The organism is Sinomicrobium weinanense (genome assembly GCF_018863395.1).
Taxonomy (GTDB): Bacteria; Bacteroidota; Bacteroidia; order Flavobacteriales; family Flavobacteriaceae; genus Sinomicrobium; species Sinomicrobium weinanense.
Genome location: NZ_JAHKRR010000002.1, coordinates 377,519 through 398,625 on the forward strand (window position 1 = coordinate 377,519; position 21,107 = coordinate 398,625).

General features: G+C 46.4%; 18 protein-coding genes and 1 riboswitch. Of the genes, 10 read left to right on the forward strand and 8 right to left on the reverse strand.

The annotated features are described in order from the left end of the window. Positions 1 to 6: 6 nt before the first annotated feature. From KN811_RS07285 to KN811_RS07315, 7 genes are all read left to right on the forward strand, one after another. Positions 7 to 237 (forward strand): DUF1456 family protein, encoded by a 231-nt coding sequence (locus KN811_RS07285; protein WP_187965462.1) that lies wholly within the window; start codon positions 7 to 9, stop codon positions 235 to 237. Between the two features lie 49 nt (positions 238 to 286). Next, positions 287 to 1,261 (forward strand): Gfo/Idh/MocA family protein, encoded by a 975-nt coding sequence (locus KN811_RS07290; protein WP_187965461.1) that lies wholly within the window; start codon positions 287 to 289, stop codon positions 1,259 to 1,261. Between the two features lie 154 nt (positions 1,262 to 1,415). Beyond that, positions 1,416 to 1,518, forward strand: a riboswitch (SAM riboswitch). Between the two features lie 370 nt (positions 1,519 to 1,888). After that, a complete protein-coding gene (gene thrA, locus KN811_RS07295; RefSeq protein ID WP_187965460.1) occupies positions 1,889 to 5,296 on the forward strand; it encodes a bifunctional aspartate kinase/homoserine dehydrogenase I in 3,408 nt (1,135 codons plus the stop codon). Between the two features lie 120 nt (positions 5,297 to 5,416). Beyond that, complete coding sequence (locus tag KN811_RS07300; RefSeq protein WP_187965459.1) at positions 5,417 to 6,820, forward strand: pyridoxal phosphate-dependent decarboxylase family protein; 1,404 nt, start codon at positions 5,417 to 5,419, stop codon at positions 6,818 to 6,820. Between the two features lie 36 nt (positions 6,821 to 6,856). Then, entirely contained in the window at positions 6,857 to 7,438 is a 582-nt protein-coding gene (locus KN811_RS07305) for a Fic/DOC family protein (RefSeq protein WP_187965458.1), read from the forward strand. Positions 7,439 to 7,652: 214 nt separating this feature from the next. Next, positions 7,653 to 8,822, forward strand: coding sequence for a trans-sulfuration enzyme family protein (locus tag KN811_RS07310; RefSeq protein ID WP_187965457.1), 1,170 nt, complete (start codon positions 7,653 to 7,655; stop codon positions 8,820 to 8,822). Positions 8,823 to 8,936: 114 nt separating this feature from the next. After that, a complete protein-coding gene (locus KN811_RS07315; protein ID WP_187965456.1) occupies positions 8,937 to 9,479 on the forward strand; it encodes a DUF2911 domain-containing protein in 543 nt (180 codons plus the stop codon). 154 nt (positions 9,480 to 9,633) lie between these two features. Here KN811_RS07315 and KN811_RS07320 read toward each other — a convergent pair whose 3' ends face one another. From KN811_RS07320 to KN811_RS07330, 3 genes are all read right to left on the reverse strand, one after another. Then, positions 9,634 to 11,259, reverse strand: coding sequence for an amidohydrolase (locus KN811_RS07320; protein WP_187965455.1), 1,626 nt, complete (start codon positions 11,257 to 11,259; stop codon positions 9,634 to 9,636). 220 nt (positions 11,260 to 11,479) lie between these two features. Then, a complete protein-coding gene (locus KN811_RS07325; protein ID WP_187965454.1) occupies positions 11,480 to 12,514 on the reverse strand; it encodes an RluA family pseudouridine synthase in 1,035 nt (344 codons plus the stop codon). Further along, on the reverse strand, positions 12,501 to 13,130 hold the full coding sequence (locus tag KN811_RS07330; protein WP_187965453.1) for a PASTA domain-containing protein: 630 nt from the start codon (positions 13,128 to 13,130) through the stop codon (positions 12,501 to 12,503). The genes KN811_RS07325 and KN811_RS07330 overlap by 14 nt, the downstream gene beginning before the upstream one ends. A gap of 222 nt (positions 13,131 to 13,352) precedes the next feature. Between KN811_RS07330 and KN811_RS07335 the strand changes: the two genes are divergently transcribed. Both KN811_RS07335 and coaD read left to right on the forward strand, forming a co-directional pair. Beyond that, positions 13,353 to 14,327, forward strand: coding sequence for a D-alanine--D-alanine ligase (locus KN811_RS07335; RefSeq protein ID WP_187965452.1), 975 nt, complete (start codon positions 13,353 to 13,355; stop codon positions 14,325 to 14,327). 149 nt (positions 14,328 to 14,476) lie between these two features. Continuing rightward, positions 14,477 to 14,932: a pantetheine-phosphate adenylyltransferase gene (gene coaD / locus KN811_RS07340; protein WP_187965451.1), complete on the forward strand. Its 456-nt coding sequence runs from the start codon at positions 14,477 to 14,479 to the stop codon at positions 14,930 to 14,932. 134 nt (positions 14,933 to 15,066) lie between these two features. Here the strand turns inward: coaD and KN811_RS07345 are convergent, their stop codons facing one another. The 5 genes from KN811_RS07345 to KN811_RS07365 form a co-directional block, all read right to left on the reverse strand. Beyond that, positions 15,067 to 15,867: a TIGR00266 family protein gene (locus tag KN811_RS07345; protein ID WP_187965450.1), complete on the reverse strand. Its 801-nt coding sequence runs from the start codon at positions 15,865 to 15,867 to the stop codon at positions 15,067 to 15,069. Between the two features lie 122 nt (positions 15,868 to 15,989). Then, positions 15,990 to 16,859: a DUF5694 domain-containing protein gene (locus KN811_RS07350; RefSeq protein ID WP_187965449.1), complete on the reverse strand. Its 870-nt coding sequence runs from the start codon at positions 16,857 to 16,859 to the stop codon at positions 15,990 to 15,992. Between the two features lie 250 nt (positions 16,860 to 17,109). Continuing rightward, entirely contained in the window at positions 17,110 to 17,577 is a 468-nt protein-coding gene (locus KN811_RS07355; RefSeq protein WP_187965448.1) for a DUF423 domain-containing protein, read from the reverse strand. A 145-nt stretch (positions 17,578 to 17,722) separates the two neighbouring features. Then, entirely contained in the window at positions 17,723 to 18,775 is a 1,053-nt protein-coding gene (locus KN811_RS07360; protein WP_187965447.1) for a bifunctional transcriptional activator/DNA repair enzyme AdaA, read from the reverse strand. Then, entirely contained in the window at positions 18,753 to 19,544 is a 792-nt protein-coding gene (locus KN811_RS07365) for an isocitrate lyase/PEP mutase family protein (RefSeq protein ID WP_187965446.1), read from the reverse strand. The genes KN811_RS07360 and KN811_RS07365 overlap by 23 nt, the downstream gene beginning before the upstream one ends. Before the next feature lie 245 nt (positions 19,545 to 19,789). Here KN811_RS07365 and KN811_RS07370 point away from each other — a divergent pair, with 245 nt between their 5' ends. Further along, positions 19,790 to 20,959 (forward strand): amidohydrolase, encoded by a 1,170-nt coding sequence (locus KN811_RS07370; RefSeq protein WP_247716429.1) that lies wholly within the window; start codon positions 19,790 to 19,792, stop codon positions 20,957 to 20,959. The last annotated feature ends 148 nt before the right edge of the window (positions 20,960 to 21,107 follow it).

Here is a 21,107-nt window from a genome sequence, read left to right on the forward strand (position 1 = left end):
AAACTTATGACCAATAACGATATCTTAAAAAAATTACGGGTAGCATTAAAACTGACCAATGATGACATTGTAGAGATCATGAAACTGGTAAATTTTAACGTGTCCAGATCTGAGCTCGGGGCCCTGTTCCGAAAGGAAGATCACCCGAAATACATGGAATGCGGGGACCAGTTCCTGCGAAATTTTCTGAACGGACTGATCATACATATGCGCGGACCGGCCGAAGAAAAAAAATAGAGTAAAAGACGTAGGACTTAAAGACTTAGGACATAAATCAAAAGAGATAATGTACAAACCTATTCACTGGGGCATTATAGGGTGTGGCAATGTCACCGAGAAAAAAAGTGGCCCTGCTTATCAAAAAACCGGGGGATTTGAGCTCGCTGCCGTAATGCGCCGCAATGCCGGTAAGGTCCGGGATTACGCCGAAAGACATCATGTAAAAAAATATTATACCGATGCAGACGAGCTTATCAACGACACAGAAATCGATGCTGTTTACATCGCCACCCCTCCCGATACGCACAAGTATTACGGACTAAAAGTTGCCGAAGCCGGCAAGCCCTGTTGTATAGAAAAACCCCTCGCCCCCTCCTACCGGGACGGGCTGGCCATTCAGGTTGCGTTTGAAAAAGCAAAAGTTCCGTTGTTTGTTGCCTATTACCGCCGTTCCCTGCCAAGGTTCCGCCAGGTAAAGACCTGGCTGGACCACAATGAGATCGGTGAAGTAAGGCACCTCAGCTGGCACCTGAGCAAGCCGCCCAATGACCTGGACCTTTCCGGGGAATACAACTGGCGGACCGATCCCGAAATAGCTGCAGGAGGGTATTTCGACGACCTGGCCAGCCACGGCCTGGACCTGTTTACCTTTCTTCTGGGGAACGTCAGGCAGGTACAAGGCATAAGCCTCAACCAGCAGGGCCTCTACGGTGCAAAGGACGCGATTGTTTCATGCTGGCTGCACGAAAACGGGGTTACCGGAACCGGAAGCTGGAACTTCGGATGCCATACCCGGGAAGACCGTGTGGAAATTTTCGGAAGCAAAGGGAAACTTACTTTTTCCGTTTTTGACGAAACACCCCTGTTCCTGGACAACGGGCAGGCAAAACAGGAGCTCTTTATCGATAACCCGGAAAACATACAGTTATATCATGTTAAGAACATCAAAGAACACCTGGCCGGTAATAGCATACATCCTTCTACAGGAATAACGGCGGTACACACGGCATGGATCATGGACAGTATCCTCGGGAATATCTGATCAATAACGGTATCCGGCATTCGTAAAAATTGATATAAAATATTGTCAGTTTCATTATAATTCCATTACTTTGCCCCTCATTATGATTTTAATGTCTCTTCTGTATAGAGACTTTCCCGAATATATTCGGGGCAACAGGTTCAGAAAAATATAAATGTTATCAAGAAAGGCCGAGGGAATAGACCCTGTGAAGCCTTAGCAACCCTCCCCTGTGGAGAAGGTGCTACATTCTACCCCGGAAAGGGGAAAGATAACGCCGTGCTTTTCCCGCATGGTCGCAAGGTAATTACTTTCCGTAATACGCTTTTCTTGTAACATTTATCGAATTTAATAAGAATACTATTGGAGCGCCTGTTTTAAAGCTGGCCATTGACAGTTTACAATTGGTAAAGACCTGAATTGTAAATTGTCAGCTAAACAAATAAAAAGAGACTGTCTAAAAAGTAATCTTTACGTCACCCTGAACTTTTACCCTGAGCACAGTCGAAGGGTTGTTTCAGGGTCTCATAACGATTGTCCGATCAGTGTCATGGGATGCTGGAACAATGCCTGTCCCGAGACATCGGGATTCAGCATGACGGGTATATCCTTTTTAGACGGACTCATGAATAACTAAAGACCGTTACATTGAAAAGCAACTTAAATCAGCTTGAGATCACAGATTTTGTCACCGACCTCGGTGTAAAGATCTCCCGTATTCCGCTTTCATACCAGGTTTTCGGAAAACCCCTGGGAGAAGCGCCGGTAATACAGGTGAATCACGCACTTACGGGAAATTCTGACGTTGCCGGGGAAGCCGGCTGGTGGAAAGACCTTATCGGTGAAGGTAAAGGCATAGACACCTCCGTATATACCATACTGGCCTTTAACGTGCCCGGCAATGGCTACGACGGGTTTGTCATCGACAACTACAAGGATTTTGTGGCCCGCGATATGGCCCGGATATTTCTCCTGGGGCTGGAACAGTTGCAGATAGAAAAACTCTTTGCCCTCATCGGAGGCTCCCTCGGGGGCGGGATCGCCTGGGAAATGGCCGTACTCAACCCGGACATCACGGAACACCTCATCCCCATAGCTTCTGACTGGAAATCGACAGACTGGCTTATTGCCAACTGCCAGGTCCAGGAGCAGTTTCTCGTCAATTCCAAACAACCTGTGCACGATGCGCGTATGCACGCCATGCTGTGTTATCGCACACCGGCGTCTTTCAAGACACGGTTTAACAGAACCACCAATGAAGAGCTCCAGGTCTTCAACGTGGAGAGCTGGCTCCTGCACCACGGGAACAAATTACAGGAACGTTTTCAACTCGCGGCCTATAAGCTGATGAACCAGTTGCTGAAAACCATTGATGTAACCCGGGAACGCAAAGAGCATTTTAACGTACTGGAATCTATCAATGCCAACATCCATATTGTCGGGGTAGACTCCGACCTGTTCTTTACCGCAGAGGAGAACAGGGAAACCCACAAGCAACTGGCACTGGCCCACGACAGGGTCACCTACGGGGAAATACACTCCGTACACGGGCACGACGCCTTTTTAATCGAATTTGAACAACTGGAAAAACTCATAGCAGGAATATTTCAAAAAGGAAAAAACAGCAACAGGATGAAAGTACTGAAGTTTGGCGGCAAATCGCTGGCTAATGGAGAAGGTATACACCATGCCCTTACCATTATAGAAGATAAGATCAAACAGGGCGAAAACATTACCGTAGTGGTCTCCGCAAGAGGTAATGCCACCAACGAACTGGAAGAAATACTGGCAAAAGCCGCCCGGAACGAAGACTATTCGGCACAATTCGAAGCCTTCAAGACCTATCAACAGGCAGATTTCGATTTTGTCGATTTTTCTGAAGAATTCACCAAACTGGAAAAACTCTTTGAAGGCGTAAAACTCCTCGGTGATTTCAGCTCCAAGGTCAAGGACCAGATACTCTCCAAAGGTGAGGTCATTTCGGCAAAACTGATTACCGAAGTCCTGAGAAACAAGGGGATCAATGCCGTATTTACCGATACCAGGAAACTCATCAAGACCGATGAAAAATTCGGGAATGCCCAGCCCCTGGAAAAACTGTCCAAGGATAATGTGCTGGCCCATTTTGAAGAACACAATCACGATACAGTAAACATCGTTACCGGGTTTATCGGCTCCAATGTAAAGAACGAAACCACTACCCTGGGCAGGAACGGCAGCAATTATACCGCTTCCCTTATCGCCAATTTCCTCGATGCGGGAGAACTTCAAAGTTACACCCATGTAGATGGCATATTCACTGCCAATCCCGAACTGGTCCCCGATGCGCAACGTATAGAACAGCTGTCATATAATGAGGCCAACGAAATGGCCAACTTCGGAGCCACCATCCTGCACGCCAAGACCATTATACCCCTTATTGAAAAGAATATTCCGCTCCGGATACTCAATACCTTTAACAACGATAACCAGGGAACCCTGATCACTTCCAGCCCCAACAAAGAAGGTATCAAATCGCTTTCGGTCCTGGAAGATGTAGCCCTGCTGAACCTCGAAGGGCGCGGGCTGCTCGGAAAAGCCGGAGTAGACGCACGGATATTCAGGGCGCTGGGAGAAAGCGGCATCAGTGTCAGCATTATTTCCCAGGGATCGTCCGAAAGGGGGATCGGCCTGGTGGTCGATGCCGAAAATGCCGCCAGGGCCATCATAGAACTGGAAAAGGAATTTGAGAAAGATTTTTATTCCAAAGACGTCAACAAAATATCGGCCGTAGACGATGTTTCCGTGATCTCTATCGTGGGGCAGGACCTGAGCACTTTCCACAAGCCGTATAATGCGCTGATAAGAAACCAGGTTGTTCCCCTGTTGTTCAACAATACCGTGACCGGGAAAAACGTCAGCCTCGTCGTCCGGAAATCCGACCTTCACAAGGCCCTGAACGTTATTCACGGCGAAATATTCGGTATCTCCAAAAAGGTCAACATTGCCATATTCGGCCACGGATTGGTGGGAGGAACCCTGATCGAACAGATCCTTTCTTCGGCCGATGCTATCGAAAAGCGAAAAAATATCAGGCTGAATATCTTTGCCGTAGCCAATTCCCGCAAGCTGTTGCTCGATAAGAACGGCATCCGGGAAGACTGGGCAGCTTCCATAACTTCGAGTAAACAACATTCCGAGGTGAACGCCGTGATCGACTTTGCCAAAAAGCACCACCTGGAAAACCTCGTGGCCATAGACAACACGGCCAATGTTGATTTTGTGGAAAACTACATCGAACTCGTAAACAACGGTTTTGACCTTATTTCTTCCAACAAAATAGCCAATACGCTGAGTTATAATTTTTATAAAGAACTGAGGGAAACCCTCGAAAAAAATCAAAAGCAGTACCTTTACGAAACCAATGTCGGCGCCGGACTTCCGCTGATCGACACCATTAAGCTGCTGCACCTTTCGGGAGAAAATATCACAGGGATAAAAGGAGTATTCTCCGGATCGCTGAGCTACCTTTTCAATACGTTTTCCGTGGAAGACAGGCCTTTCAGTGAGATTTTGCAGGAAGCCGTAGACAACGGTTTTACGGAACCCGACCCCAGGGAAGACCTCTCTGGCAATGATGTGGGAAGAAAACTTCTCATCCTGGCCAGGGAACTGGACCTGAAAAACGAATTTGAGGACATCGACATCCAGAACCTCATTCCCGAAGCATCGGGGTTACGGGAGGGCGAAGCCTCCGGTTTCCTGTCCAGATTACAGGAACTCGACACCACCTATGCCGGGATCAAGGCCAAACAGGAACCCGGGCATGTACTCCGTTATATCGGCGAACTCTCGGGCGACCTGCAACAGGACAAAGGGATACTCGAGGTAAAACTCGTGTCTGTACCCGAACAAAGTGCTCTCGGGCAGGTCAAAGGTTCCGATTCCATCTTTGAGATATACACCGAGTCTTATGGCGACCGCCCCCTTGTTGTTCAGGGTGCCGGAGCAGGTGCTAAAGTTACTGCCAGAGGAGTGTTCGGGGATATCCTGAGACTGGCGGACAAAGGGGAGTGAGAGGCGTGAGAAAGTGAGAGGTGTGAGATGCTAGATTTAGATTAACACTTGCTTGGCTTAGCGATGGGTTTGAACCGGATTAAGGCTAAAGAATTTTAACCCCAATTAAATCATATACAGATGTACCACCATTTACAAAAGGAACTCAACGAACTGGATACCCTGCTGGACAAGGTAAGGAAGCAAGGTGTTCATTATCTCAAAAACCTGAGGCAAAGACCTGCTTCGACCACACATCAGGTGGGCGATGCTCCCGGATTGAACGAGGAAGGACTGGGGGCCGAAGGTACTTTGGAACTGTTCAATCAAAGGCTGGAACCCCTGATGGTGTCTTCTTCGGGCCCCAGGTATCTCGGTTTTGTTATCGGCGGTTCCACGCCGGCTTCCATTGCCGGCGACTGGCTGGCTTCGATATATGATCAGAATACACAGACCGTTGAGGGGCAGGGAGATATTTCTGCTGTCATTGAACTGGAGACCATAAAACTCCTCCTCGATCTCTTTGAACTGCCTCCGGACTTTTTCGGCGGTTTTGTTACCGGGGCTACCATGTCCAATTTTACCTGCCTGGCCGTGGCCAGGCAATGGTATGGCAGGGAACTGGGAAAAGACTATGCCAAAGACGGTATCCGTGATGATGTACATATCCTTACTACAACACCCCATTCGTCTTCCGTAAAGTCCCTGGCCATGCTCGGCCTGGGCAGCAGGAACATTACAAAGGTCAACACCCTTAAAGGAAACCGGGAGGCCATGGATATCGACGAACTGGAAAATAAGATCGAAGAACTGCAGGGCAGCCCCTTTATCCTTATATCCAGTGCCGGAACCGTAAACACCGTTGATTTCGACGATTTTAAAGCCATTGCAAAGCTCAGGCAAAAACACCGTTTCTGGTGGCATATCGACGCCGCTTTTGGCGGGTTTGCCATCTGCTCCCCTGCCTATAAACACCTGATGGACGGCTGGGAACAGGCCGACAGTATTACGGTGGACTGTCATAAATGGTTGAATGTGCCCTATGAGAGTGCATTCTTCCTGGTCCGGGAAGAACATAAACTGTTACAGGCAGAGACTTTTCAGAACTCCAACGCCCCCTATCTCGGCGACCCGATGGAAAATTTCAACTACCTCAATTTCCTGCCCGAAAATTCCAGGAGACTGAAGGCGCTCCCCGTTTGGTTCTCACTGACGGCATATGGCAAAAAAGGCTATCGGGACATTGTGGAAAATGCCATCGAAATGACACAACTGTTCGGGAATTTTATCGAACAAAACCCTTATTTTGAGCTACTGGCTCCGGTAAGGCTCAATACCGTTTGTTTTACATTGGCCGGAGCGGAAAACCAGGATAAGGTAAACGCTTTTCTAACGGCATTGAACGATACGGGAAAAGTTTTTATGACACCCACGGTGTATAACAGCAAAAAAGGTGTCCGGGCGGCTTTTGTGAACTGGATGACGGACACCAGGGATATAGATATTATTACAAAGGAAATGAATCTTGTAATAAAAAAAGTATAATCCCCAGGAATAAACAAAAAGCACTAAACGTGTAAAATGAAGTACCATACGTCAAAATCGGAAGATGAGATTTTACCCAATAAACTAAGGCTTACCGATCCGAAAATAATCGGAGAGGAAGAGTACAAAGGTTTTTTAAGAGCCGAAATTCGTTATGAAATGCAATTGAACGAATTAGAGATATTCTCATGGTCTTTTATTGCTAAAGTCCATAAAGCTGCTTTAGAACATCTTTATGATTTTGCAGGTACTTTACGACAGGTAAATATATCTAAAGGAGGCTTCCTGTTCCCTGCCGCAAAATTTTTACCCGACATTATCAAGGAATTTGAAAAGGATTTTCTACTTTCTCTACCAAAAAGATATGATAGTTATGAAAATTTAATTACACACATAGCTCCACTACATGCAGAATTTCTATTTATTCATCCTTTCAGGGAAGGAAACGGAAGAACTGCAAGATTGCTGGCCAACCTGATAGCCCTGAAGCATGGTTTTAGAAGATTTTCATTTAACAAAATTACCGATAAGAATATGAAAGCCTATATAGCAGCCGTACAAGCTGCTTCGCACAAAAAATATGAGCCTATGATAGCTTTTTTCAGGAATCTGGAGTAGCGATATCTTTTCGAAGGTCATTCACGACTTCCCTACGGATTTCCTGTGCTCTTTTCTTAGATATTTTAATTCCTTCAATACGAAAAGATGCTATTTGCGACTCCATTGCGTAGTGTGAAACCGATTCTATATTTTTATATTTTTTAGAAGAACACATAAATCAAAAGTACGAAAAATACTAAACTTAAACAACAGCATAAACCTTTTATAAACAATGAAAAAACAACATTTTGAAACCGACGCTGTCCGAACCCGTATCGAAAAAACGGAATTCCTGGAACACACCAGCCCTTTATATCTCACCTCCAGTTTTGTCTTTGAAGACGCCGAGGATATGAGAGCTTCCTTTGCGGAAGAAAAGGAACGGAATATATACAGCCGCTTTACCAACCCCAATACTTCGGAATTTGTAGAAAAGATCTGTAAAATGGAAGGTGCCGAAAGCGGTTATGCCTTTGCTACCGGAATGGCGGCGGTATTTTCTACCTTTGCAGCCCTGCTGAACAGCGGCGACCACATCGTTTCGGCCCGTTCGGTCTTTGGGTCCACACATACCTTATTCACCAAGTTTTTGCCGAAGTGGAACATCAGCACTTCCTATTTTAAGGTTAGTGAGACCGAAAGAATAGAGTCGCTCATACAGCCCAATACCAAAATACTGTTCGCGGAAACCCCTACCAACCCCGCCGTGGATATCCTTGACCTCGAATTGCTCGGAAATATTGCCAAAAAGCATAACCTTATCCTGGTGATCGACAATTGTTTTGCCACACCCTACCTGCAAAACCCGATAAAGTTCGGTGCCGATCTGGTCATCCATTCCGCCACCAAGCTGATCGACGGGCAGGGCCGTGTATTGGGAGGAATTACCGTAGGAAGTAAAGACCTCATCCGGGAGATCTATCTCTTTTCCCGAAATACGGGGCCATCACTTTCCCCCTTCAACGCATGGGTACTGTCCAAAAGTCTGGAAACTCTGGCTGTACGTGTAGACAGGCACTGTGAAAATGCGATGAAAGTTGCCGAATTTTTAGAAGACCATTCCAAAGTAAACTGGGTAAAATATCCTTTCCTGAAATCACATCCGCAGTATGAAGTGGCCAAAAAACAGATGAAGGCGGGAGGCTGCGTCGTGGCCTTTGAGGTCAAAGGAGGTGTTGAAGCCGGAAGAAAATTCCTCAATGCCATAAAACTGTGTTCACTTTCGGCCAACCTGGGAGATACACGGACCATTGTAACCCACCCCGCATCGACCACGCACAGCAAGCTCAACGAGGAGGACCGCCTCGAGGTAAGCATCACCGACGGATTGGTAAGAATATCGGTAGGACTGGAAAATGTAGAGGATATCATTGCCGACCTCGACCAGGCATTACTATCCTGACAGGAAACTCCTGCCGGTCATAAAAAAATCCAAAAGTCACTGCGGGCATATCATTAATTGAAAAGGATTTTCTAATTTTGAAACCTGTCAATACGCAACCCAATTATTTATATTATGAGACATTATATCAGCTTATTCATACTTGTCACTGCCATGACATTTGCACCGGAGATCCACGCCCAAAAATTCAGCGGGCCGGACAAAAGTCCGCATGACATTGCCTATTACCGTACCGGCCGGAAGGCCCCTCCTATTGTAAAAGTAATTTACGGAAGGCCGCAAAAGAAAGGCAGGCCCGTTGCCGGAACCCTGATCCCTTTTGATGCGGTATGGCGTACCGGGGCCAATGAAGCCACGGAGATCACCTTTTTTAAGGATGTGATATTCGGAGACAAGGAAGTAAAGGCCGGGACCTATTCCCTTTTTAGCCTTCCCGGCAGGAAAGAATGGGTGATCATCCTTAACAGCGATACCGATGTCTGGGGTGCTTTCGATTACAACGAAGCTCACGATGTGGCCCGTACTACGGTACCTGCAAGCTCGGACAGCAAGTCGCTGGAATCGTTTTCCATCACTTTTGAACCCGGAGATAACGGAGCGGATATGTACCTGGGATGGGACACGGTCAGGGTAAAGATCCCGATCCGCGAAAAATAGTTTTTTAATTGTACCCAGAGAATCCGGGAATTTTCCACTGTGGAAACTTTCCGGATTTTTTTTTGCCCGGATTTTAGAAACTGTCTAAGTTTTATCCCCTTCGGCAAGTAGTTTCCGGGTTTACCGAAGTGCTCAGGCAACGCCTTCGGTTATTTTAATACACCTTCTTCCCTCCTACAAATGTCCTTTCGACTTTCATTCCGGGAATTTCTTCGAGAGAAGCCTCCATGATGTCCTTATCCAAAACGATAAAATCGGCAAACTTTCCGGGGGCTATGCTTCCTTTTTCATCTTCTTCAAAATTGGAATATGCAGCCCAGATAGTCATTCCGCGTAATGCTTCTTCCCTGCTCAGGGCATCTTCGGGCTGAAATCCTTTGTCGGGGTAACCTTCCAGGTCTTTTCTGGCCACTGCGGCGTAGAAGGTATAAAAGGGGTTTACATGTTCTACCGGGAAATCGGTGCCCAATGCAATGACCCCTGCCTTGTTCAGCAAGGTTTTATAGGCATATCCCCCTTTCAGTCGTTGTTCTCCCAGCCTGTCCCCTGCCCAGTACATATCACTCGTAGCATGTGTAGGTTGTACGGAAGGAATAATACCCTGTTCAAAACAATCGAAATCTTCCGGGCTTATGATCTGGGCATGTTCTATTTTCCACCGCCTGTCTTTCTTACCATTCAATGCCCCGGCGTAGGCCCTGAGTACGGCAACATTGGCAGAATCTCCTATGGCATGGGTATTCATCTGGTAGTCGGAGGCCGCGATCTTTTTGGCCAGGGCTTCGATATTTTTCACAGGGGTGACCATGGCTCCGTAATGCCCGTCCTGATCTGAATACGGGGTTTTCAAAGCTGCTCCCCTGGACCCCAATGCCCCGTCTGCATATACTTTTATGGAACGGACATCCAGTTTGTCGGTCTTTTGTATTCCCCTGGATAAATAATAGTTTACATCCTTTTCGCTGTTACGCACCATGGCGTATATCCGGATATCCAGGGTATTCATACGTTGCAGGCTGTCTATGAGTTCTATGGTTTCCCTCGAAAGCCCCGCATCGTTCACCGTGGTAAGTCCGTAGCCAAAGCATATTTGCTGGGCATCTTTAAGGGCATTGATCTGCATTTCCTTATCGGGCGGAGGTAATATGGCATCTACCAGGCTCATGGGGCCATCCACCAGTACTCCAGTAGGTTTTCCGTCTTTCAATACCACCTCTCCGTCATCTGCTTCGGTTTCTCCGGTAATACCTGCCATGTCCAGCATTTTCTGGTTCACCAGGTAGGCATGGCCATCTATACGCTCCAGGACCACTGGGGTATCGGGGAACAATTTGTCCAGTTTTTCCTTGTCGGGGAATGTTTTTACTTCCCAGTCGTTCTGGTCCCATCCCCTTCCCAGGATAACGCTTTGCTCTTTTTCCTGTTGAAAGGCAAGGAGCTTTTCTACGATCTCATCAAAACTTTTGGTATCTCTCAGGTCAGCATACTGCTGATTCATCCCCAAACCGTAAAAATGACAGTGGGCATCGATAAACCCGGGAATGATCGTTTTCCCGTTCGCATCTATGATCTCTGTGGCAGAAAACCTCTCGCCGATCTCATCTGAAGTACCTATGGCTACAAATTTCCCGTCTTTCACCGCAAAGGCCTCCGCTTTTTCAAAAGCGTTGTTTACGGTATATACATTAGCATTGATGACTACAATATCAACGGGTTCTTTTTTCTTACAGGAATGGACGATGAGTGCCAGCACCAAAAGGGCAAATAGAGTTTTTTTCATGGGGGTGATTATTTGTTAAGGCTTATGTAAAAATAGGAAAATACAAGTAACTCCTGAAATTTATTTGTCCGGGCTGTTTTCTTTTAAAGAAAAGCTAATGCTATATGCTTACCGATATGCCGGATAAGATTATCCATTGATGTCTACCCGTCGGAACCATATCGCCGTTCCGGATACTTCAATCAACCGGAAAGATACACCGGAAAAATCTGTCTTATCCTCACCCCTCTATGTGCCTGGAATAATTCCGCCACTTTTCCACGCAGGAGGACATATCTTCCGGCAGGGGCGAATCGAAGCTGAGGGACTCTCCCGTTACCGGGTGCTCAAACCCCAGGGTCTTGGCATGCAGAGCCTGCCTGGGCAATATTTTGAAACAGTTTTCCACAAACTGTTTATACTTGGTAAAGGTTGTCCCTTTCAGTATCTTCTCGCCTCCATAACGTTCATCGTTGAACAAAGTGTGCCCTATGTGCTTCATGTGCACACGTATCTGATGGGTACGGCCGGTCTCCAGCCTGCACGACACCAGGGTTACATACCCCAGTCGTTCCAACACCCTGTAATGCGTCACGGCCTCTTTGCCGTGCGCCCCGTCTTCAAACACGGTCATCTGCAGACGGTTTTTAGGATGCCTTCCGATATGCCCTTCTATGGTTCCTTCGTCCTCTTCTACATTTCCCCATACCAGGGCCACGTATTCCCTTTCGCTGGTCTTTTCAAAAAACTGCCGGGCGAGATGTGTCATGGCCTTCTCGGTTTTGGCAATGACCAGCAGCCCGCTGGTATCCTTATCGATACGGTGCACCAGCCCGGGGCGCTCATTGCTGTTTTGGGGAAGATGGTCAAAGTGATACACCAATGCATTGATCAGGGTTCCGCTGTAATTGCCATGACCGGGATGTACCACCATACCGGCCGGCTTGTTCACCACGAGTAGTGAATCGTCTTCATACACGATGTCGAGTGGTATGTTTTCCGGGGTCAGCAGAAATTCATATGGCGGATGTTCGAACAACACCTTCACCTCATCCCCGGCCTTTACCCTGTAATTGGATTTTACCGCTGTTCCGTTCACCCAGATATTGCCGTTCTTCGCTGCCTGTTGTATCTTGTTGCGGGTGGCATTCTCTATGAAGTTCATCAGGTATTTGTCTACCCTGAGAGGTTCCTGCCCCTTACCCGCCGTAAAATTGTAGTGTTCGTATAATTCGTCGTCCTGCTCCTGCTCTTCAATATCGTTATGCTCCGCCATTATCCTCGCTGTTAGTTTGCTCTGTTTCTGCCCCTTCGTCCCCGGACTCTTCTTCTTTTTTCTCTTCTTTACCTCCATTACCACATACCAGGTCTATTTTGGTGGTTTTCGGAAACTGATCGCCCGGCGCTATCTTTTTGCCCTGGTACTGGATATAATAGACCATGTCTTTTCCGATCTCATCTATATATTCCACCCGGCCTACTTCCAGCCCTACGGCCCGCAGCATGGACTCGGCATTACGACGGGTTACCTGTATAATGTTCGGCACACTCACTTCCCGGTAACCGGACGGGTTTATCGTAAGGTATATCTTCCTGTTTTCCTTCACCTTACTTCCTCCCGTGGGCTCCTGCTCTATTACGGAATACCTGGGATAAGAAGGGTTGAAATTCGCTGAATCCAACACCTCGAACCTCAGATCGGCCTGGTCCAGGGTCTCTTTCACCTCGTTAAGGGTCTTTTTGGAAAGGTCGGGTACAGTGACAAATTCGCCGTGGTTCGTAGTGATCTTCAACCACTGTAAAGCCAGGATTATCAACGCAATGACAACCATCCCCGCTATGATGATCTGGGCCAGGAAACTTTTACTTGCCAGGAATCTAAAAATGCTCATGTCCTTTATTTAGTTGACAAAGATATAAAAACTGTGGACTTTGATGGCAGGTGACCGGTGACGGATGACGGGTGATCAGGTATCGTACCATCGGTCATCCGTCACCGGTCACCTGTCCCCTGATACTTCATTCCGAAATTTAATCCTGAAAGTTTTTTTATCTTTTGATTTATTAATGATACTTTTGATTAAACGAATTTAAGGAACTCTTTCGTGTAGCTCATGAAAAAAAATATTGCGATCCTTATGGGAGGGTATTCCAGCGAATACGAGATCTCCCTACAAAGCGGTAATGTGGTTTACCGCCATTTGAACCAAGAGGCCTACAACCTTTTCCGCATCCATATCTTCCGGGATAAATGGGTATATGTAAACGACAATGACGAAGAGTTTCCCGTGGACAGGCACGATTTCAGCATTTCGCCAAAGGGTGAAAAGATCAATTTCGACGGGGTGTTTATTGCCATACACGGTTCTCCCGGTGAGGATGGTTATATACAGGCCTACCTGGACCTGCTGAACATTCCGCATACGTCCTGTGATTTTTACCAGGCTGCCCTTACCTTTAACAAAAGGGACTGCCTGTCGGTGCTCAGGGCTTATGGCATTCCCTGTGCTACTTCGTATTACCTGAACGAAGGAGATATTATCCGGGCAAACGAAATTACAGACAAGGTAGGGCTCCCCTGTTTTGTCAAAGCCAACAAGGCGGGGTCGAGCTTCGGTATCTCCAAGGTAAGCAGGGAAGAAGACCTTTTGCCCGCCATAGAACACGCGTTCAAGGAAGACGATGAGATCATTATAGAGTCTTTTCTGGACGGAACGGAAGTTTCCGTAGGGGTTATTCAGTATAAAGGTGAAGTCACTGTGCTGCCCCTTACGGAGATTGTATCGGAAAACGACTTTTTCGACTATAATGCCAAGTACCTCGGCCAGTCGCAGGAGATTACCCCGGCAAGGCTTAGTGAAGACATGACGGCCAAAGTATCGGACATGGCCAAAAAGGTATACGAAACACTGAAGTTAAAAGGCTTTAGCCGCAGCGAATACATCATTGTAAACGATGTGCCCCACCTGCTGGAAGTAAACACCATTCCCGGGTTTACGGCAGAAAGCATACTGCCTCAACAGGCCCGGAAAGCGGGTATTTCGCTGGAAGAGCTCTTTAATAATGCAATAGAAGCCCTTCGACTTTAGTTTATCCTGAGTATTTCGATAAACTCAGTATAGTATTTAACCGAAGGATTCAGGGTCCGATTGAACCTTCCCTTCGACTCTGCTCAGGGACCGAGTAAAATTTTGAACTTTGAACCTTGAACCTTGAACCTTGAACCTTGAACAAAAATATGAAACGAGCAATTTTTCCGGGGTCGTTTGATCCCATCACTTTAGGACATTACGATATCATCATGCGAGGGCTTACCCTGTTTGACGAACTCGTCATTGCCATAGGGATCAATGCTGAGAAAAAATACATGTTCCCCATAGAAGAAAGAAAACGCTTTATCGAGGAAGCCTTCAGCGATGTCTCGAAAATAAAGGTCATGACCTATGAAGGGCTGACCGTGGACTTCTGTAAAAAAATCGATGCCCAGTTTATCCTGAGAGGCCTGCGCAACCCGGCCGATTTTGAGTTTGAAAAGGCCATTGCGCACACCAACCGGAAGCTTTCGGAGATCGAGACGGTCTTTCTGCTCACTTCATCGGGAAAATCGTATATCAGTTCTTCCATTGTCCGGGACGTGATCCGCAACGGGGGGGATTATACCGGACTGGTCCCGGAAACCGTCCGGGTAAAATAATCAAAAAAAGCATGGGGACAGTAGATGGATCATTCAGGTTTTAGGCGGTTTGGGGGATAAGGATGTCACAAGTCCGGAGACTTGTGACGGACTTCTTCATGTGATCGTTGCCACGATCAGACTGGCATCTTAGATCAGAACCGGTTATCCCCGCTCAGGATATCTCCGAGGCCACCGAGAACACTGCCTTCTCCCTTGTCTTTGCCTCCTCCCCGGGGTGCAGCGGCCCATACCCTTCCGGCCAGGCGGCTGAACGGCAGTGATTGTACATACACTATTCCCGGTCCCCGTAAAGTGGCAAAGAAAAGGCCTTCTCCACCAAAAACGGTGTTTTTAATGCCGCCTACAAATTCTATATCGTAATCCACGTCTTTGGTAAAGCCTACAATACACCCGGTATCTACTTTAAGCACTTCTCCAGGGCCCAGTTCCTTCCTCGCCATCGTTCCCCCGGCGTGGACAAAGGCCATGCCATCGCCTTCCAGCTTTTGCATGATAAAACCTTCGCCACCAAAGAAACCGCGGCCCAGGCGTTTAGAAAACTCAATTCCCACACTTACTCCTTTGGCGGCACAGAGAAAAGCATCTTTCTGGCAGACAAACTTTCCTCCAAATTCAGTAAGGTCAACAGGAACGATCTTCCCGGGATAGGGCGAGGCAAAACTCACCTTTTTCTTTCCGTGTTCCACATTCAGAAAGGCAGTCATAAAAAGGCTTTCACCGGTCAGTAATCGCTTTCCTGCAGAGAAGAGTTTACCCAAAACCCCTTTTTCCTGGTTGGAACCGTCACCGAAAATGGTATCCATTTTTATTCCGGTATCCATCATCATAAAACTGCCTGCCTCGGCGACTACTGCTTCCTCCGGATCGAGTTCGATCTCTACATATTGCATTTCTTCCCCGTAAATGTGGTAGTCTATTTCGTGTGCTGTCATTTTATTTTGTGTTTAGGATTGATGTACCGTATTAGTATAAAAAATGATGGGTTCGTTACAGGGAAATAGTGAAAAGGGGTACGATACTCGTTGCAAACGAGCACGAGTAGATGAGTTATAGTTTAATCCATTATATCCTTTAGCTCGGTTGTTTTCCACATATTGTTCTTTTCAATAAATTCTTTGATTGTGGCTACATGGCTTGCCCCCATAAGAAGCATTACCTTTTTATTATCCGGTGTAGTATTCTTTTGAACCAGGGACCAGATGTAAAGATTCCTTCTGTACCATTCCGATATCAGGTACGCTCCTGTAAAATTATCGGTATCACCGGCCAGCAGGGGGATTTCCGTATGAAATTTGTTGCTTATCTGTCTTAGCTGAGCGGTGTTCATAAAACAGGTCATTTCTAAAAGCGAAGCTCCTTGTTCTATTTTATTGTCAAAGTCGGTTGTGAATGATCGGATCGCCTTTTCAATTTCTTTTTGTAGGTCGGATTGCTTGTTTTCTTTAATTACGGTCATCAGACTGTCAAACGGAAACCGGGTATCGGTGTAATCTACGGCATAAACCCTTTTCAGATCGTTATCCTTTGCAACCCTGAATGCCAGTTGAAAGATTTCATTTTTTAAATAAAAATCAGAAAGGTTGCTATTTAAAAAATATTTGCCTTCCCGATATAACTGAAATAACGAATCTAATTCTGCCTGTTCTTCATGCGGCCATTCCACAAAAACCCTGTCCGGGCTATACTCCTTTATTGCTTTGGATATCTGGTTTAATTCCTTCTGTGATTCCTCACTCAAAACATCGAAGGATTTTGTCTTTGCTGCATCTTTCCCGGGATTGTTATAATGAAAAGTGCCTATTAACAAAACCTCTTTTTTTTCTTCGTTGCCTTGAGCGGTCCGGGCTTGCATTGAAAAACTCTCTTTGCAACCAAAGACGATACTCAAAAATACAAGGGCCTGAATGATGTTGATTTTATACATTACGTGGTTAAATTGTGGATGGCTATATACGGAGCTTTTATTTCGCTATCGAATAAACATCATTGAATATATTGATATCAAATTACCACCATCTCATTAATTTTTAAACAAATAGTTTTTCACATTCAGACAGGAAAGGCCTAAGTAGTAGCAGAGAAAAAAGCCCGTTAAAAGGGCCCGAAACGATCCGTTTTTTTACCAACAAATGGCTTGTGCAGCAACTATCGGTGTTACCAAACGTTTGCCTTTTTTAAAACTCCAATATTTCAGAAATCAATGTTTTATATTCCTGTACTTTCCTATCAGACCTCTTCTTTAGCTCAATCCATAATACAATTCCTATTGCTAATAGTATTCCCCCGGTAATGTACATGGCAACACTGTTACTTATCCCTGAGATTGTCATAATCAGAAAGCCCAAACCAAAAAGCATATTGGTAAATATTATCAATGTCATTAAAAAGTGTTGGGTAAAGGAAATTTCTACATTGGTCTCATTTTCAGTATCTGTTTTTGATATTTTTCCATTTACAATAATGTAATTAAGGTATATCATGTACCATGCATATAGAACCCGTTTACGCACTTTAAATGTCACTGAATCATTTTTATCATCATTCATATTAAAAACAAATCCGTTAACAGATCCAAGTGCGGATTCTAATTTCTTACTAATCTCTTTAGGATTGCTTTTTACTTTAAGGTTCCATGCTTTCATATTGTCGTTTTAAATGTTTGGTAACACACAAATATACACAATTCCCTGTTTTGGCCGTAAATAAGCAACAAGTCAACAAACTTCAATATTTATCAGGAGGCGCGATAGTAATACTCGTTGCAAACAAGCACAGGTAGAGAGCGTATTACAAATTTTTGCTTTCGTGGTCCAGCAGCCATTTTTTCCGGGCTATTCCGCCACCGTAACCGGTAAGCTGTCCGTTGGCGCCTATGACCCGGTGGCAGGGAATAATAATGGAGATCCTGTTAAGTCCGTTGGCTCTTGCTACTGCCCTTACCGCACTGGGCCTGTTCATGGTTACGGCCTGTTCTCCATAGGACCGGGTAGTACCATAAGGTATTTCGGTGAGTTTTTGCCATACGAGTTGCTGGAAATCCGTTCCGGGTGTTACCAGCGGAATATCGAATTTCATCCTCCTGCCTTCAAAATATTCGCCAATTTGTTTTTCGGTGGTTTTCAGATGTGTATTACTCCCGGAGATGATCACCGCCCTGAGCCGTCGCGACAGGTCCCTGAATTCGGATTCCAGCATTCTCCGGTCCGTAAATTCTAGGAGGCAAAGCCCCTGGTCCGTGGCACAGGCATACATCGGCCCGAGAGGTGTGGTAAAACGGTGAATGTAGATCACATTCCTGTCCCGGGCATCATCCGGGGCCACGCCAAAAACATTTTTAAAGGCAGCTCCGAAGCCACTCAGGGATTCGTAACCGGAGTCGAAAGCAGAATCTGTGACCCTGGTCCCGTTTTTCAGTTCCCGGAAAGCTATGTTAACCCGTATCATACGTTGATAGGCCTGAAAGGTAAGCCCGTGGTGCTTCTTAAACCACCTCCGAATGGTTTCCGGCGTATAGCCCATTTGCCGGATATCCCCGTCGGACAACTTTCTTTCCGGCTGTGCAGATACCATCCGCATCAGTGTTTTGATCTCTTCCGGTGGTTCGTCGACATTCTCGGTAGGGCGGCACACTTTACAAGGACGGTATCCATGCCTGAGCGCGTCTTTTGAGGTGGTACAGAAAACAACATTTTCGGGCTTGGGTTTCCTGGCCCGGCATGTCGATACACAAAATACCCCGGTAGTTTTTACACATACATAAAAAACGCCTACATACTGGCTGTCCCTCTCCAGCAGGGCTGTGTAAAAGCGTTTTATTTTATCCTTTTCCGTGACCAGCATTTTTAAACAAGGTTTTAAACGAGCCTTCGGCCCGTATGTTTTTTATGGTTTCCGTAAATATATCCATTAAACCGGAATGAATGAAATTCCCCATACTTATCCGCTTCACACCACATTCTGCCAGGCTCTCAAAAGAAGGCAATTCCGGCATACACATCACATTGACAGGCAATAAAGTACCGGAGATCACTGTTCTTATATCCTGCTCTTTCACTATGCAGGGTACAAATAACCCGTCTACCCCGGCCTGTTCATACAGTTTTGCCCTTTTCACCGTTTCTTCGGTTGCCGAAGGTATACCCAGTATAAAAGTATCTGTCCTGACATTGATAAACAAGTCCTTTCCCGCTTGTTTCAAATGGTTCTTCACTTCCCCTATTACCTCGCTGAAGTCTTCGGCAGAGAGGAGTTTTCTTTCGCCCCCTACCCTGGAATCTTCAATATTTATTCCGGCCACACCGAGGTGGTAAAGTTTTTCAATATTCGCGATAATTTCCGATACGCTTTCGCCATATCCGCCTTCGATATCGACAGAAAGTGGTACACTCGTCCCGGCGGCGATCCGCTTCACTATAAAAAACAATTCGTCAAAAGGCAGGTTTTCCCCGTCTTCATAGCCCAGCATATGCGAAATTGCAGCACTCGAAGTCCCCAGGGCCTTAAAGCCCTGCTGTTCCATGACCTCAGCGCTTTTTACATCCCAAACGTTACCTAGAACAAAAGGCGTGGACTGGTGATGCAGTTCTGAAAATTCTTTGTATTTGTTCATGATCCTTTTTTAAAGCAAAATGACAAAATCCGGTTTTGCTTTACAACCGAAAAATGGACAGGTATTTTTTGGAGGACAGTTGCAGGTTGCCAGTTACAGGTTACAGGTTAAAATGGCAACTGACAACCCGCAACCGGTAACCGGCGATCGGCACCCCCAATTTCCTTAATGACTAATAATTTCCTAAATTAGTAGGACAATCACTCCCGTTACAACACAGGTTTCCCTGAAAACATCTTATGTTCATGGCAGAAAACCACATGATCGACATAGAAAAACTGACCCGCTTCCGGAGATATCTCCACCGCTATCCGGAAGTATCGGGCCGGGAATACGAAACCACGAAAAAAATCAACGCCTTTTTACAGGATTACTCCCCCGACCGGCTTATCGAAGGCCTGGGCGGAACGGGTATTGCCGCTATATACAAAGGGAGAGAAGAAGGAAAAACGGTCCTTATCCGGTGTGAACTGGACGCCCTGCCCATACCGGAAACAAACACTTTCGATCATCGTTCTGAAAGTCCCGGGGTTTCCCATAAATGCGGCCACGACGGACATATGGCCATGGTAGCCGGACTGGCAGAACTGTTACATCAACAACGCCCGGGCAAAGGCAGGGTGGTCCTGCTTTTTCAACCTTCGGAAGAAGACGGCAGTGGTGCCGGAAAAGTGCTGTCCGATCCGGGTTTTGCGGAGATCACCCCCGATTATGTATTTGCCCTGCACAATGTTCCCTCCTTTCCTAAAGGACAGATCGTTATCAAGGAAGGGGTTTTTACGCCCGCGGTAAACAGTATTGTCATTGCGCTGAAAGGAAAGACTGCCCATGCGGGCGAACCGGAAAAAGGAATTAATCCCGCTTATGCCATTGCGGAGATCGTCCGGGAATTCCGCTCCCTGGCCCATCCGGATATCAATACTGATCATTTTTGTATCGTAACCCCCATACACATCAGGATGGGCGAGATCGCTTACGGGGTATCGGCAGGAGAAGGAGAAGTACATTTTACCATCCGTTGCAAGACCAACCAAAGGATGAAGGAGATCGGGGAAACAGCCGAAAAGATCGCCCGGGAAGCTGCATACAGGCACGGCTTAAAGGAGCATATTTCATGGACCCAAAAATTTTTTGCCAATGAGAACGATGCCCGGGCAGTACAATGGATACGGGACATCGCTTCGGAACAGGGCTTCGACCTGTTCGAAAAGGAAACTCCTTTTGGCTGGGGTGAGGATTTCGGGCTGTTTACCCGGAAATTCCCCGGAGCCATGTTCGGGCTGGGGGCCGGAGAGGATACTCCTGCCCTGCACAATCCGGATTATGATTTTCCCGATAAGATCATTCCGGTAGGGGTGCGGATGTTTTACGAACTTATTAAAAAGGTGACTTCCGGAAAGATTGAATGGGATTGATGCAGATTGAAGGAAAAAGATTGAGCTAAATTAATATGGGTTCGATATAAGGTAAGAGGGTCATTGCGAGAAGCCGACCCAAGGAGGCAACGCAGCAATCTCACGGAGGCAGCCAACTAACCTCCAAAGGTAAGCGCAAACCTGTGGG